The 14030-nt window shown below is 71.1% G+C and carries 17 protein-coding genes; 6 read left to right on the forward strand and 11 right to left on the reverse strand.

Going from position 1 to position 14030, the window contains the following annotated elements; genetic code table 11:
- The first annotated feature begins 244 nt into the window (after positions 1-244).
- The 3 genes from H0I76_RS12060 to H0I76_RS12070 all read left to right on the forward strand — a co-directional run bounded on the left by H0I76_RS12060 (position 245) and on the right by H0I76_RS12070 (position 3252).
- Positions 245-1414, forward strand: a complete 1170-nt coding sequence (locus tag H0I76_RS12060; RefSeq protein WP_234455285.1) for an aspartate aminotransferase family protein — start codon at positions 245-247, stop codon at positions 1412-1414.
- On the forward strand, positions 1411-2340 hold the full coding sequence (argF, locus tag H0I76_RS12065) for an ornithine carbamoyltransferase (RefSeq protein WP_200610138.1): 930 nt from the start codon (positions 1411-1413) through the stop codon (positions 2338-2340). Before H0I76_RS12060 ends, argF begins: the two co-directional genes overlap by 4 nt.
- A gap of 243 nt (positions 2341-2583) precedes the next feature.
- Entirely contained in the window at positions 2584-3252 is a 669-nt protein-coding gene (locus tag H0I76_RS12070; RefSeq protein ID WP_200610139.1) for a hypothetical protein, read from the forward strand.
- 162 nt (positions 3253-3414) lie between these two features.
- Here the strand turns inward: H0I76_RS12070 and H0I76_RS12075 are convergent, their stop codons facing one another.
- Positions 3415-3621 (reverse strand): cold-shock protein, encoded by a 207-nt coding sequence (locus H0I76_RS12075; protein ID WP_200610140.1) that lies wholly within the window; start codon positions 3619-3621, stop codon positions 3415-3417.
- A 194-nt stretch (positions 3622-3815) separates the two neighbouring features.
- Complete coding sequence (locus H0I76_RS12080; protein ID WP_200610141.1) at positions 3816-4253, reverse strand: NUDIX domain-containing protein; 438 nt, start codon at positions 4251-4253, stop codon at positions 3816-3818.
- Between the two features lie 75 nt (positions 4254-4328).
- Here H0I76_RS12080 and hslO point away from each other — a divergent pair, with 75 nt between their 5' ends.
- Together hslO and H0I76_RS12090 are read left to right on the forward strand one after the other, a co-directional pair.
- Positions 4329-5333 (forward strand): Hsp33 family molecular chaperone HslO, encoded by a 1005-nt coding sequence (gene hslO / locus H0I76_RS12085; protein WP_325166445.1) that lies wholly within the window; start codon positions 4329-4331, stop codon positions 5331-5333.
- Positions 5334-5377: 44 nt separating this feature from the next.
- Positions 5378-6583 (forward strand): MFS transporter, encoded by a 1206-nt coding sequence (locus H0I76_RS12090; protein ID WP_200610142.1) that lies wholly within the window; start codon positions 5378-5380, stop codon positions 6581-6583.
- Positions 6584-6592: 9 nt separating this feature from the next.
- Here H0I76_RS12090 and H0I76_RS12095 read toward each other — a convergent pair whose 3' ends face one another.
- The 7 genes from H0I76_RS12095 to H0I76_RS12125 form a co-directional block, all read right to left on the reverse strand.
- Positions 6593-7339: a maleate cis-trans isomerase family protein gene (locus H0I76_RS12095; RefSeq protein ID WP_200610143.1), complete on the reverse strand. Its 747-nt coding sequence runs from the start codon at positions 7337-7339 to the stop codon at positions 6593-6595.
- A 7-nt stretch (positions 7340-7346) separates the two neighbouring features.
- Complete coding sequence (locus H0I76_RS12100; protein ID WP_200610144.1) at positions 7347-8396, reverse strand: threonine aldolase family protein; 1050 nt, start codon at positions 8394-8396, stop codon at positions 7347-7349.
- 124 nt (positions 8397-8520) lie between these two features.
- Positions 8521-8961, reverse strand: coding sequence for a YcgN family cysteine cluster protein (locus H0I76_RS12105; RefSeq protein WP_200610145.1), 441 nt, complete (start codon positions 8959-8961; stop codon positions 8521-8523).
- Complete coding sequence (locus H0I76_RS12110) at positions 8958-10289, reverse strand: MFS transporter (RefSeq protein WP_200610146.1); 1332 nt, start codon at positions 10287-10289, stop codon at positions 8958-8960. The genes H0I76_RS12105 and H0I76_RS12110 overlap by 4 nt, the downstream gene beginning before the upstream one ends.
- 158 nt (positions 10290-10447) lie before the next feature.
- Positions 10448-10660 carry a tautomerase family protein gene (locus H0I76_RS12115; RefSeq protein WP_200610147.1) on the reverse strand — a complete coding sequence of 71 codons (213 nt, stop codon included), beginning with the start codon at positions 10658-10660 and terminating at the stop codon, positions 10448-10450.
- Positions 10661-10672: 12 nt separating this feature from the next.
- Positions 10673-11080 carry a nuclear transport factor 2 family protein gene (locus H0I76_RS12120; RefSeq protein WP_200610148.1) on the reverse strand — a complete coding sequence of 136 codons (408 nt, stop codon included), beginning with the start codon at positions 11078-11080 and terminating at the stop codon, positions 10673-10675.
- Between the two features lie 59 nt (positions 11081-11139).
- The gene (locus H0I76_RS12125; protein WP_200610149.1) at positions 11140-11754 is read right to left on the reverse strand and encodes a glutathione binding-like protein; all 615 of its coding nucleotides are present in this window, start codon (positions 11752-11754) and stop codon (positions 11140-11142) included.
- Between the two features lie 120 nt (positions 11755-11874).
- On the opposite strand from H0I76_RS12125, the gene H0I76_RS12130 reads away from it, so the two are divergent.
- Entirely contained in the window at positions 11875-12246 is a 372-nt protein-coding gene (locus H0I76_RS12130) for a winged helix-turn-helix transcriptional regulator (RefSeq protein ID WP_200610150.1), read from the forward strand.
- On the opposite strand, the gene H0I76_RS12135 is transcribed toward H0I76_RS12130, so the two are convergent.
- Together H0I76_RS12135 and H0I76_RS12140 are read right to left on the reverse strand one after the other, a co-directional pair.
- Positions 12237-13016, reverse strand: coding sequence for a lysophospholipid acyltransferase family protein (locus H0I76_RS12135; RefSeq protein WP_200610151.1), 780 nt, complete (start codon positions 13014-13016; stop codon positions 12237-12239). The genes H0I76_RS12130 and H0I76_RS12135 overlap by 10 nt on opposite strands.
- Before the next feature lie 11 nt (positions 13017-13027).
- The gene (locus H0I76_RS12140) at positions 13028-14014 is read right to left on the reverse strand and encodes a bifunctional riboflavin kinase/FAD synthetase (protein ID WP_200610153.1); all 987 of its coding nucleotides are present in this window, start codon (positions 14012-14014) and stop codon (positions 13028-13030) included.
- Positions 14015-14030: the final 16 nt, after the last annotated feature.

Genomic DNA, 14030 nt, shown 5'->3' on the forward strand with positions numbered 1-14030 from the left:
GGCGGCGCCAGTCTAGCCCCTGGGGCGCGGCCGTCCACCACCTCCGGCCAGGGCCGCGCGAGGCCGCAGCGCAAGGCCGCCGCGAGGCGCGCGGCCCGCTCCCGTCCGATTGACTTGACGCGGGCGCTGCGCGATAAATCCGGCCCACGCGCCCCCGCCAATCGGCCAGATGGGGCGCCTTTGCTTTTTCAACCGCGCCGTAACGCGCGAACCAGAGGGGGACCGCCCGGTGATCTCGCCCGTGATGCCAACCTATGCACGGGCACCGCTCGAATTCGAGCGGGGCGAGGGCGCATGGCTGACGACGACCGGAGGCGAGACCTATCTCGACTTCGGCGCCGGCATTGCCGTCAACGCGCTCGGCCATGCCCATCCGAAGCTCGTCGCAGCTCTGGAGGCACAGGCCCGACGCGTGTGGCACCTGTCGAACCTCTACGAGATCCCGCAGCAGAAGGCGCTGGCGGCACGGCTGGTCGATGCGACCTTCGCCGACACGGTGTTCTTCACCAACTCGGGCGCCGAGGCGATGGAGTGCGCGATCAAGACCGCGCGCAAGCACTTCTCGGCCAAGGGCGAGGACCGCCACGAGATCATCACCTTCGAGGGCTCGTTCCACGGGCGCACGCTGGCGACCATCTCGGCCGCCGGGGCCGAGAAGCTGACCAAGGGCTTCGGCCCGCTGCTGCCCGGCTTCGTGCACCTGCCCTTCGGCGACCACGATGCGCTGCACGCCGCCATCGGGCCGAAGACCGCCGCGATCCTGATCGAGCCGATCCAGGGAGAGGGCGGCATCCGTCCGGTCCCCAAGCAGTGCCTGCGCGGCCTGCGAGAACTGTGCGACGCGCACGGCATTCTCTTGATCCTCGACGAGATCCAGTGCGGCATGGGCCGCACCGGCGCCCTCTTCGCGCACGAGCATGCGGGCATCACCCCCGACATCATGGCCGTGGCCAAGGGCATCGGCGGTGGCTTCCCGCTGGGCGCCTGCCTCGCCACCGAGGACGCGGCCTCGGGCATGGTCGCGGGCACCCATGGCAGCACCTATGGCGGCAACCCGCTGGCCTGTGCGGTCGGGCTCGCCGTGATGGACGAGATCGCCAACGAGCCGTTCCTCGCCGAGGTGCGGCGCAAGGCGGGCTTCCTCAACCAGCGCCTGAGCGAGCTGGCCGACGAGCATGCCGACATCGTCGACGAGATCCGCGGCGAGGGCCTGATGCTGGGCATCCGCATCCGCGAGGGCTTCGCCTGCGGCGACGTGGTGCAGGCCGGACGCGCGGCGCATCTGCTAACCGTGCCGGGCGGCGACAACGTGGTGCGCATCCTGCCGCCGCTCAACACCCCCGACGAGGACCTGGCCGAGGGCGTTCGCCGGCTGGGCGTGGCGCTGGCGGCGGTGCGGGAGCGCACGGCATGACGCATTTCCTTGACCTCGACGAGGTGCCCGCCGACGACCTGCGCGCCATCCTCGACCGCTCGCAGGCGCTCAAGGATGCGCGCGCGGGGCTGCCGCGGCTGACCCCGGACGCCGAGCAGCCGCTAGCAGACCGCATGGTCGCGCTGATCTTCGAGAAGCCCTCGACCCGGACCCGCATCTCGTTCGACTGCGGCATCCGGCAGATGGGCGGGCACACCATGGTGCTGTCGGGCTCGGAGCTGCAGCTCGGCCATGGCGAGACCGTGGCCGATACCGCCCGCGTGCTGTCGCGCTATGTCGACGCGATCATGATCCGCACCTTCCAGCCCGAGACGCTGGAGGAGATGGCCTCGGCCGCCTCGGTGCCCGTGATCAACGGGCTGACCAACCGCTCGCATCCCTGCCAGATCATGGCGGACGTGATGACCTACGAGGAGAAGAAGGGCCCGATCCGCGGCGCCAAGGTGGTCTGGACCGGCGACGGCAATAATGTCTGCGCCAGCTGGATCCATGGCGCCCAGCGCTTCGGCTACGAGCTGGTGATCTCGGGCCCCGAGACGCTGGACCCCGACCCCGCGATCGTGGCCGAAGCCCGCGCGGGCGGCGCCACCATCACCTTCGAGCGCGACGCGGCCAAGGCCGTGCAGGGCGCCGACTGCGTGATCGCGGACACCTGGCTGTCGATGCATGACGACGTGGCCGCGCGCGACCGGCGCCACAACCAGCTCAAGCCCTACCAGGTGAACGCCGCGCTGATGGCCCGGGCCAAGCCCGACGCGATCTTCATGCACTGCCTGCCCGCCCACCGCGAGGAGGAAGTCACCTCCGAGGTGTTCGACGGCCCTCAGTCGGTGGTGTTCGACGAGGCCGAGAACCGGCTGCACGTGCAAAAGGGAATCGTGCGGTGGTGCCTGGGCGTGCTGTAAACGCGCTGGCCGCCGGGGTCGCGGCCGCGCCCGGCCTCAGACCCTAGCGCCGGTCGCGTCCCGGCCCGGGCTGCGGGGGCTTACCCCTTCGCGCCCACCTGGCGGTTCCCGTAATCGCCCGCTGCAAGTCGCGCGAGATCGGAAGAAGCGCAACCTTTCCGGGCATTTCTGATTTTTTCTCCCTTTCTGGATGAAATTCGTGCGGTAATCGGCGCCTCTTGGTAATTTTAAGAGGTCAGGGTTATGGCGTTCTCTCCCGTTACGCGACAGCGGATCCTCCGCGGTGCAGCCATCGCGGCCATCGGTTCCTTCCTCTCCCTCTCGGCCATTTCACTCGTCGTCGACGCGGACGGAAGCATCAGCGCGACGGCGACCGCAGCCTTTGCCAAGGGCAAGGGCGGACACGGCGGCGGACATGGCGGCGGCCGCGGCGGGCGCGGCGGGCATTCCGGCCACGGCGATCACGGTCACGCCGACCGGGGCGACCATGGGCGCGGCCATGCCAGCCGGGGCGACTACGGGCGCGACCACCGCGGCCACGGCGATTACGGGCATGACGGCCATGGCCATGCCGTCGGGCGCGGGCACCACTCGCATGGCAACGGGCTCGGCCTCGGCCACGACAAGGCACGCGGCTACGGCCACCACCACGACGACAATTATGGCCGGCACCACGATCACGACCACGACCGCTATGGGCGGCATCGCGACCACGACCATGACCGGTATGGCCGGCACCGCGACCGCGACGACGATCGCTACGGTCGCCATCGCGACGGCGACCGCTACAGCGACCGGGACGATGACCGGCGCGAGAGCCGCAGCTTCTCGCACGCGATGGACAACGCTCGCCGCGATGCCAGCCGGGTCGGCGCCAAGGCGCGTGAATTCTGGGGGTCGATCTTCGACTGAGCCCGGATCCGCGACCGGCGATCAGGTGCCGGTGCATTACCGGTCGCACGCCGGCGCGGCCGGACTGACCGGGTTGCCCCGAGGGGCAAGCAAAAACCCCCGCGGCCGGGCCACGGGGGTTGTTCTTTTCGCCAGCGGCCTGCGCCGCGGCGCTCTGCCCGTTCAGGCGAGCTTGAGCTCGCCGGCCGAGCTGCGGCCCTGGCGGTCGGTGATCAGTTCGTAGGTGATCGCCTGTCCGTCCTTGAGGCCGGTGAGGCCGGCGCGCTCGACGGCCGAGATGTGGACGAAGACGTCCTTGCCGCCGTCGGCGGGCTGGATGAAGCCGTAACCCTTCGTCGAGTTGAACCACTTCACAGTGCCATTGGCCATGTGAGTTTCTCCCGTTCAGTCTCGCCGCCCGCGGAATGCGGCGGCTGTGGCCCAGTCAGCAAGTTATCGAATGACTGCGGCCGATGGACGGACAGGTCAGTTCAACAGTGCAGAAAGTGCGCGTGAAATATGCCAGCGAACGGGCGTCTGTTCAAGCGGTTGGCGTGGCCCGCGCACGCGCGCCGGGCGGGTCCTCAGATCAGGTCGCGGGCGATCGCGTGGCGCACCATCTCGCGGTCGCCCTCGACATGCAGGTGGCGCGCGGCGTCGGCGGGGCTCAGCCAGACCGGCACGTGGCCCGGCTCGGATGGCGGGCCCAGGCGGCGCACGGCGCGGGCGAGGTAGATCGACTGCACCTTGCGGGCCCAGTAGCCGTAGTCCCACAGCCAGGCGTAGCGCTGGAAGGCGGCCATCCGGCGCGGCTCGGCGATCAGCCAGCCGGTCTCCTCGCGTACCTCGCGGTGCAGCGCCTGGAGCGGGCTCTCGCCGGGGTCGATGCCACCGCCGGGAAGCTGCAGCTCGTCGTCCTGCCAGACCGCGAGAAGCCGGCCCCCGCGCAACGCGAGCACATAGGCGCCCGGCCGGTCGCGGTAAGGGCGTCCGGGCGCCCAGGGTTCGCCGATGCGTTTCATGGCGCCCTTCTGCCAGATCGCGGGCGCCGCGGGAACGGGCTTTTCAGGGCTTCGCACAGCGATTATGTGGTCGCCATGTCCATGACCCACACGAGCGCCCATCCGGGCGACGACACCATTCTTCCCTTCGGCCTAGACCGCTCCGCCATCCGCGGCCGGGTGGCGCGGCTCGACGGGACGCTCGACCACATCCTCGGACGGCACAGCTATCCTGCGCCGGTCGCGGCGCTGGTGGCCGAGGCCGTCGTGCTGACCGCGCTGATCGGCCAGGCCGTCAAGCTGCGCTGGCGGTTCAGCCTCCAGATCCGCGGCGAGGGCGCCATCAGGCTGGTCGCGACGGACTATTTCGCGCCCGAGAAGCCCGGCGGCGCGGCGCGGATGCGCGCCTACGCGGGCTTCGATCCCGAGGCCGTCGGGGCGGCCGAAGGCGCGCCCTTCGACCTGCTGGGCCAGGGCATCTTCGGCGTGACCATCGACCAGGGCCCCGACATGCGGCCCTATCAGGGGATGACGCCGCTGACCGGCGGCAGCCTCGCGACCTGCGCCGAGACGTATTTCGCCCAGTCCGAGCAGCTCGCCACCCGCTTCCATGTCGAGTCGGCGCAGGAGGTCGCGCCGGGCGGCGCCAGCGCCTGGCGCGCCGGTGGGCTGATGCTGCAGCAGCTGCCCAGCACGGGCGGGCGCTCGCCCGACGCCCCCTCGGGCGAGGACGGGCTGATGACCGCCGACGACGTCGCCGCGATGGGCGCGCGCGAGGAGGACTGGAGCCGCGCCGCCATCCTGATGGAGACGGTCGAGACCCACGAGCTGATCGGCCCCCATGTCTCGATGGAGGGGTTACTCTACCGCCTCTTCCACGAGGAGACGCCACGGGTCTACCCGGCGCAGGCGGTGAGCTTCGGCTGCACCTGCTCGGCCGAGCGCGTCGTCCGCGCCCTGGCGCAGTACTCGGCCAAGGACATCGCCCACATGACCACCGACGACGGCCGCGTCACCGCCGACTGCCAGTTCTGCGGCGCGCATTACGAGTTCGCGCCCCAGTCGCTGGGCTTCGAGGCAACAGCCACGCCCGACACTTGAGGCACGGCGCAGGCGCGGCGCGGCGCGCACCGGGAAGGAACGCGATGCAGGATGCGGGAGAGGTGGCGGTGTCAGGCAAGCGGCGCGCCATTGCCCTGATCGCGCTCGGCCAGGTCTTCGCGATGAGCCTGTGGTTCGTCTCGGCCGCCATCCTGCCCGAGATCGTCGCCGAGGCGGCCCTTGGCCCCGACGCCGCCGCGGCGCTGTCCAGCGCCGTGCAGGCGGGCTTCGTTGTCGGCGCGCTCGCCTCGGCGGCGCTGGGGCTTGCCGACCGGTTCGACCCTCGGGCGGTGTTCGCGCTCGCGGCCCTGATCGCGGCATCGGCGAACGCGGCGCTCGCTATCCTGCCGCCGGGCGGCGCGGGCCAGATCGCCATGCGTTTCATCACCGGTGCCTGCCTTGCCGGCGTCTATCCCGTGGGGATGAAGATCGCGGTCGGCTGGGGCACCCGGGACCGCGGCTTTCTCGTGGGCTTTCTGGTGGGCGCGCTCACCATCGGCTCGGCGGCGCCGCACCTGATCGCCTTTGCCGGCGGCGCGGACTGGCGGGTGACGGTGGCGATCACCTCGATTCTGGCCGCCGTCGGGGGGCTCGCGATCTTTGGCGCCGGGCTCGGGCCATACCACGCCCGGGCGGGGCGCTTCGACCCCGGCGTCATCGGCCTCGCCTGGACCGACCGGCGCCTGCGGCTCGCCTATGCGGGGTATCTCGGCCACATGTGGGAGCTTTACGCCTTCTGGGCCTGGGCGGGCGCGGCGGCGGCGGCCTCGTTCACGCTTGCTGGCATGGAAGACCCCACCTCGGCGGCGCGGCTGGTGGCCTTTGGCGCGATCGCGGCCGGCGGGCTGGTCTGCGCCCCGGCGGGGCGGCTTGCCGACCGGGTCGGCAAGGCCCGCGTCGCGCGCTGGGCGATGATGGCCAGCGGGTCGGCGGCGATCCTCGCGGGCCTCAGCTTTGGCGGACCGGTGTGGATCACGGCGCTGATCATGCTGCTGTGGGGCGTGGCGGTGATCCCGGATTCGGCCCAGTTCTCGGCGCTCGTGGCCGACGCCGCGCCGCGCGAGGCAGCGGGCAGCCTGATGACCTTCCAGACGGCGCTGGGATTCGCACTGACCATCGTCACCGTGCAGATCACGCCGCAGGTGGCCGGGGCGATCGGCTGGCCGCTGACGCTGGCGGGCATGGCGATCGGCCCGGCGCTGGGGGTCGAGGCGATGCGGCGGCTGATCGCGCTCGGCCGCGCGGGCTGAGCGCCGGCCTCAGCCGCGGGACCAGAGCACCCCCCACGCCCCCGGCGCGGGGGTAACTTCGGCCAGCCGCGCGAGCCGCCATGCCACCGCCTGGTTCGAGGTGACGAGCGGCACGCCGGCGCGGTCCTCGATCGCGGCCACGTGGTGCACGGTGCGCAGCGCGGTGCAGGACAGGAACACCGCGTCGACGCCGCCTGCGAGCCCGGCCACCGCCTCCCCCAGCGCTTCGGCCGAGATGCGCGCAACCCGCGTGTCCGAGTTCACGAAGAAACTTGCCGCGCGCACGACCTCGAGCCCACCGGCCTCGAAGGCGGCAGCGATGCCGTCGGTCACCTCGGCGACGTAGGGAGTCGCGAGCGCGATGCGGGCGGCGCCCAAGGCGCGGCAGGCGGCGAGACCGGCCTCCATCGGGTTCGTGACCGCGGCCCCGGGGCAGGCCGCGCGGACGCGCGCGGCGACCCCGTCCGCGCCGATCAGCATCGAGGCCGAGGTGCAGAGATAGCCGATTGCGTCATAGGGAACGGCGCCGGGCAGCCGGCTTGCCGACTCGGTCAGCCCCTCGGCCATGGCGAGCAGGCTCTCGGGTGTGATGATGTCGCTGTTGGCGATCCGCGTCTCGTGGATCGCGAGGCCCGGGGCCGCGAGCACGGCGCGGATCTCGTCCGAGGACACCTCATCCGAGGCGAGCGAGACGAGCCCGATCCGCCGGCTGGCACCCGGATCGAAGGACGGCTGGAGCGTGGCGATCTCGCGCATGACGTCCCTATCCTGCCAGCACCTCGAGGAAGCGGTCCACATCATTCGGCGTGGTCGCGAAGGACGTGACCAACCGGATCTCGACCGGCGCCTCGTCGCCGCCCTCGGGCAGTTGGGCCTTGGGCCACAGATAATAGCGCGCCCCGGCCGCCTGCAGCCGCCGGTGCTGGCCCAGGGTGATGCGCGCGAAGATCATGTTCGCGTCCACCGGGTTCAGCACCGCCGCCCCCGACGCCGCGATCCCGGCTGCCAGCCGGTCCGCCATCGCGTTCGCATGACCCGCGAGGCGCAACCACAGGCCGTCATCGAGCCAGGCCAGCATCTGCGCCGCCACGAAGCGCATCTTCGAGAAGAGATGCCCGCCCCGCTTGCGCCGCAGCTCGAACTCCCAGGCGCGCGAGGGGTCGAACAGGATCACCGCCTCGGCCGCCATCGCCCCGCATTTGGTCGCGCCAAGGCAAAGCACGTCGACGCCCGCGCGCCAGCTCATCTCGGCCGGGCTGGCGCCGAGCCGCGCGACCGCGTTCGAGAAGCGCGTGCCATCCATGTGCACCGGCAGCCCGGCCTCGCGCGCCAGCCGCGACAGCGCCGCGATCTCGTCGGGCGTGTAGGCCGCGCCAAGCTCGGTCGCCTGGCTGATCGACAGCGCAGCGGGCTGGGCCGAGTGGACGACGCCCGGCTGGGCCTCGACAAGCGCCGCGCTCAGCCCCGCGGCGCCGATCTTCGCGTCGAGCCCCCCGATCAGGCTCAGCTTGGCGCCGCCCGTGTAGAATTCGGGAGCGCTGCACTCGTCCTGCTCGATATGCGCCGCGTCGTGGCAGTAGATCCGGCCCCAGGGCGGGGACAGGCACCCCAGCGCAAGCGCGTTCGCCGCCGTCCCGGTGCCGACAAGGTAGACGCGCGCGTCGGGCGCCTCGAACAGCTCGCGGATCCGGTCCTCGACCGCCCTTGTCAGGTCGTCATTGCCATATGGCATGGCGTGGCCGGCGGCGGCCGTGCCGAGCGCGTCCAGCAGTTCGGGCGCAACGCCCGAGGCGTTGTCGGAAGCAAAGAACATGGCTTGGCGGATCCCTCGCGGCAGGCGCGGGACTCGCGCCGGCGCGCAGAATGCAACGCCGCGTTCCGCCTGTGAAGGGGCCCGGCCCACCGCCATGCAAGACCGCGCGACAGGCCACGCCGGCTCAGGGAAGCGCGACGACGTGATCCTCGAGCTCGTCCTCGGCGACCTCCCATTCCGGGACCGTCTTGCCGCGCAGCGAGATCCCGGCGCGGTGCACGCTGTCGGGATCGCCCGAGATCAGCGGGTGCCAAGACGCGAGGCCCCGGCCCTCGTGCAGGCGGCGATAGGCGCAGGTCTCGGGCAGCCAGTAGGCGATCTCGGGCAGGGTCGCCGGCGTCAGCACCACGCAGCCCGTGACCAGCTTGGCGCGCAGCGCGTAGTTGCCGCAGCGGCAGGTCGCGTCGTCGAACAGGCGGCAGGCCACGTCGGTGTAGTGGATCTCGCCGGTGTACTCGTCCTCGAGCTTGACGACGCAGCACCGCCCGCAGCCGTCGCAGAGCGATTCCCACTCGGCCACGCTCATCGCGCCCAGCGGCTTCTCCCAGAAGGGCCGCTTGCTCATTGCGGCCCCCGCGGCCAGAGCGCAAGCGCAACGCGCCCCAGACGCGTGCCGGGCGCATAGCGGGCCACCAGGACCGACATCGGCAGCCCCGTCATGGTCAGCAGCACCAGCACCTCGGTCGTGCCGAGACCCAGGCCCACCATGACGGCGACGACCCCGGCCGAGACGACCATGAAGGTCGCGTCCATCACGTTCGAGGCGGCGATGAACTGGCCCCGCCGGTCGGGCGCCGCCTCGGCCTGCAGCACGGCGTTGAGCGGCGTCACATACATCCCGGCAAAGGCCGCGATCAGCACGAAGTCGATCGCGATCCGCCAGCCCTGCGGGTCCGAGAAAAAGGCCGCGCGGTCGAGGAGCTCGACGCTTGCCCGCGACGGCGTCGCGAACCACAACTCGATCGCCATCACCGCAAGCCCCAGCGCGCCCACCGGCGGCAGATCGACGCCAACCCTGCCCCGGCCCAGGCGCTCCGAGGCGAGCGCGCCGATGGCCACGCCGACCGAGAAGGCGGCGAGCAGCACGGTGAGCACGCTCTCGTCGGCGCCCAGTTCCTCCTTGGCATAGGCCGGCAACAGCGACAGGAAGGTCGCCCCGAGGAACCAGAACCACGAGATCGCGACGATGGCGCGAAAGGCCGGGCGATTCTGCCACGCCATGCGCATCAGGTGCGCGATGGCGCGGGGAAAGAGCCAGTCCACCGGCCCCGCCTGGGTCGCCGGGCGCGCGGGGGGCGCGAACAGCGAGGCCACGAAGCCGGCAACGGCGACGGCCACGACGACGATCGAGACCAGCGCGACCCCCTGCTCGGTCAGGATCAGCTCGTTGCCCAGGATCGTGCCGAAGATGATCGCGAGGAAGGTCGAGCCCTGCACCAGCCCGTTGCCGCCAAGCAGCTCGTGCGGGCGCAGGTACTGCGGCAGCACGGCGTATTTGAGCGGCGCGAAGACCGCCGACTGCGCCCCCATCAGGAACAGGACGAAATAGAGGAAATAGATATTCTGCGTGTGGTAGCCGATGACGGCGAGGATCATCACGACGATTTCCCACGCCTTGACGAAGCGCATCATCACCGCCTTGTCGACCCGGTCGGCATATTGACCGGCGGTCGGCGTCACGACGGCGAAGGGCAGGATGAACAGCGCCGAGGCGATCACCCCCAGCAGCGGCAGCGGAATACCCACCTGGTCGGCCAGCCGGTAGGTGATCAGGGCGACGAAGGCCTTCTGGTAGACCTGGTCGTTGAAGGCGCCCAGGAACTGCACCAGGAACAGCGGCAGGAACCTGCGGCTGCGCAGCAGCGCGAACTGGTTCGGTCTGGGCTCGGTCATGCGGCTCGGTCCACTGCCTCGGTCCACTGCGCTGCGGGCCCGCGGCAAGGCGTCCGGCCCGGGCGCCAGTGATAGCCGTCACGCCGCGCCCCCGCCAGACCGGAATCGCGCGACCGCCGCGGAATGCCCCCCGGAACAATCCGGGGGCAGCACTTGGATCAGCCGGCCCGGCGCTGCGCCCGGTAGCGCTCGACCGGAAGGCCGCCGACGCCCCAGCTTTCGAGCTCCACCTCGTCGATCACGACGAATGTGGTCGCGGGATCCTTGCCGAGAACGCGCTGCAGAAGTGCCGTGGCACCCTCGATCAGCGCGGCCTTCTGCGCGGGCGTGGTGCCACCCTCGCGGGTGATGCGGATATTCACATAAGGCATGGTGGGCTCCTTTCAGGCGGCCGGCGCGGCGTGGAAGACCTTGGCGATGATCTGCCAGCGGCCATCGATGCGCAGAAGGGACAGAAGATCGGTGTACGCATTGCCCAGCATCCGCCCGGAAAGGCGCAGCATGGCGGCGTCGGGACCGGCGAACTCGATGCGCTCGAGCGTGAACCCGCCCGTCTCGCCACGCGCCTCGGGCGAGACCCGCGACGCCAGGACGGCGCGGTATGCAGGCATGTCTCGATGCAGCAGTTCGCCGCCCTGCGCGGTCGCATAGACCGCCTGCGGGTGGAAGATCCGGTCGAGCACCTCGGTGTCGCATCGGTGCAGCATCGCGGCATAGGCATCGGTCAGCGACAGGATCTCGGCGATATCGGCGGACGGATCGGCCGGTGGCGCGTGATTGGCGTCGGTCATCTTTTCCTCGGATGCGGATCGGTCGTGCGCGCGCCGGCGTCAACCGGCGCGCGCCTGGCTCAGTGCAGCAGGCCTTCGGCGCGCATCGCGGCGCGGACGGCCGGACGCTCGCCGACACGGGCGAGGAAGGCGGCAAGGTTGGGCCGCGCGCCGATGCCGATCCCGGTCGGCCCGGACCAGTTCGCGACGACGAAGAGATAGGCGTCCGCGGCGGTGAAGGTCTCGCCCGTCAGGTAGGGCTGGCCATGCGACAGCAGCCGCTCGGCATGGTCGAGCCGGGCCCCGACCTTGGCCACCGCCGCGTCGCGCGCGCGGCCCTCGGGCGGCTCGGGGGCGAAGAACGGCCCGAAGGACTTGTGCAGCTCCGAGCCGATGAAGCTCAGATGCTCCTGCAGCCGCACCCGTTCCATGCCGCCGGGCGCGGGCGCGAGACCCGAACCGGGGAAGCGGTCGGCGATGTACTGGAGGATGGCCGCGTTCTCGGTGATGACCTCGCCCGTGTCGAGCGCGAGCACCGGCACCTGCGCCTTGGGCGAGAGGCTCGCGAGGGCCGTGCCATCGGCCGCGCGCTTGCTCGCGCCGTCGACGATCAGGGCGTCGAATTCCGCCCCGGCCTCGCTGAGCGCGATATGGGGGGCGAGCGAGCAGGATCCCGGGATCGTGTAGAGCTTCATTCGGTGTTTCTCCGGCTTGGTTGGGTTCGCCGGGAAGCTAGGAAGTCAAGTTACCCAAGTAAACTTGCAAACCATTGGTGAGTGAATTATCGAGTTACCGGCCGGTAACCGGAGGCGAGCATGGCCCTGAAGATCCGCAAGAACCGCGCCGCGCCGCCGCCCGAGGGCTGCCCTCTGAGCGAATGCCTGTCGATCATCGGCGGCGCATGGACGCCGAACATCCTGTGGTATCTCGCCGCCGGGCCGCGGCGGTTCAGCGAGCTGCGGCTCGACATCCCGCGGATCTCGGCGAAGATGCTGACGACCCGGCTCAAGGAGCTCGAGGCGCGCGGGATCGTGACGCGCACCGTCGTGCCGACCTCGCCGCCGTCGGTGGAATACGCGCTGACCGCATTCGGGCACGAGCTGATGCCGGCGATCACCGCGATCGTCGAGGTGGGCGAGAAGCTCAAGCGGCGGCACGCCGACGCCGAGGATGCGCCTCAGCCGTGATTGTTCGCGCCGCGGGCGTGGCGGTCCTCGGCATGCGCCAGCGCATCGGGCGGCGCGGTCTCGCGGATCAGCGCCATGGTCTGCGCCTCGATCCGCCGCTCGACCTCGGCCATGAAGGTCTCGGGATCGAGACCGGGCCCGATCGGCTCGAGGAACTCGATCACGCCGGTCACGCCGGTCCGCTTGCGCCAGTCGCGCTTGGGCCAGATCACGCCCAGCGACACCGCCACCGGCACGGCCGGGCAGCCGAGCGCGCGGTAGATATGCGCGGCGCCGCGGCGATAACGCTCCTTGGCGCCAAGCGCCATCAGTTCGCCCTCGGGATAGATGACCATCGGCCGCCCCTGGGCGATGATGCGGCGCGCGCCCTCGACCGTCTGCTCGGTGCGCCCCTGCGGCCCCTGGTCGACCGCGACCAGCACGAGGTCGAGCGTGTGAAGGATCTTGCCGAAGAAGGGGTAGCGCTCGAGCTCCTGCATCGCCACCGCGCCGGCATTCGGAAACAGCGCCGCGAGCATGACGATGTCGAGCTCGGACTGGTGCTTCGAGACGACGAAGACCGGGCCCTCGGCGGGCAGGTTCTCGCGCCCCCGGATCTCGACGCGCGCCTTGAGGATCACGTCGAGCGCGCGCAGCACGGTCTCGCCCCAGTTCCGGATCAGCGGCCACAGCCGCTCCTTCGGCTGTCCCAGGCTGGCGCGGAGCCACAGCCTCAGCGCCACCCAGAAGGTATAGGCGTAGAAGAACAGGTTGAAGGCCAGGGTCCGCACGCCGCCGCCCCCTAGCCCGAGCGCTTGCGCTCGCCGCGGCTGCGGCTGGGAATGCGCGCCCGTGCCAGCGCCGCCCGCGCCTCGAGGCTGTCGCGGTCCATCTGCTCGATCAGCGCCTCGACGCTGTCGAAGCGTGCCTCGGCGCGCAGGAAGGCCACCAGGCTCGCGGCGATCGGCGTGCCGTAGAGATCGCCGTCGAAATCGAACAGGTGCACCTCGAAATTCGGAGCGTTGACCCCGAAGGTCGGGCGGATCCCGATCGAGGCCACGCCGTCGCGGATGCCGGCATGCGGCCCCTCGCGGATCTCGACCCGGGCGGCGTAAATGCCGAAGCGCGGCAGGATCTGCTCGCCGAAATCGAGGTTGGCGGTCGGATAGCCAAGCTCGCGACCGCGCCGGTCGCCCTGCCGCACGTTGCCCGTAACGGCATGCCACCGGCCCAGGATCGCGGCGGCGTCGGCCATGTTGCCCTGCTCGATCGCGACCCGCGCGGCGGTCGACGAGAAGTCCCCCGCCTCGTCGCCCACCAGGTGCAGGATGGTGACGCCGAAGCCCATCTGCTGGCCCATCCGGCGCAGCATCGTCGCGTCGCCGGCGCGGCGGTGACCGAAGCGGAAATCCTCGCCCACCACGACATGGCTCAGGCCAAGCCCCTCCGCGATCACGTCGCGCGCGAAGGCCTCGGGCGACATCGCGCTCAGCGCCGCGTCGAAGCGCAGCACGTGCAGCCGGTCGACGCCGGCCGCCGCCAGGAGATGTGCCCGCTCCTCGGGCGTCGTCAGGCGGAAGGGCGGTGCCTCGGGCTGGAAATGGCGGCGCGGATGCGGCTCGAAGGTGACGACCGAGGCGGGCGTGTCCGGGCCGGCATGCCGGGCCGCCTCGCGCGCCGCCGCGAACAGCGCGCGGTGCCCCAGATGCACCCCGTCGAAATTGCCGATGGCCGCGGCACCGCCGCGCAGGCCTGCCCCGAGGTTCTCGAAGCCGTGGCTGATCCGCATCCTGCCCCCGGGAGTG

Origin of the sequence: Thermohalobaculum xanthum (assembly GCF_016623495.1) — a bacterium.
Taxonomy (GTDB): domain Bacteria; phylum Pseudomonadota; class Alphaproteobacteria; order Rhodobacterales; family Rhodobacteraceae; genus Thermohalobaculum; species Thermohalobaculum xanthum.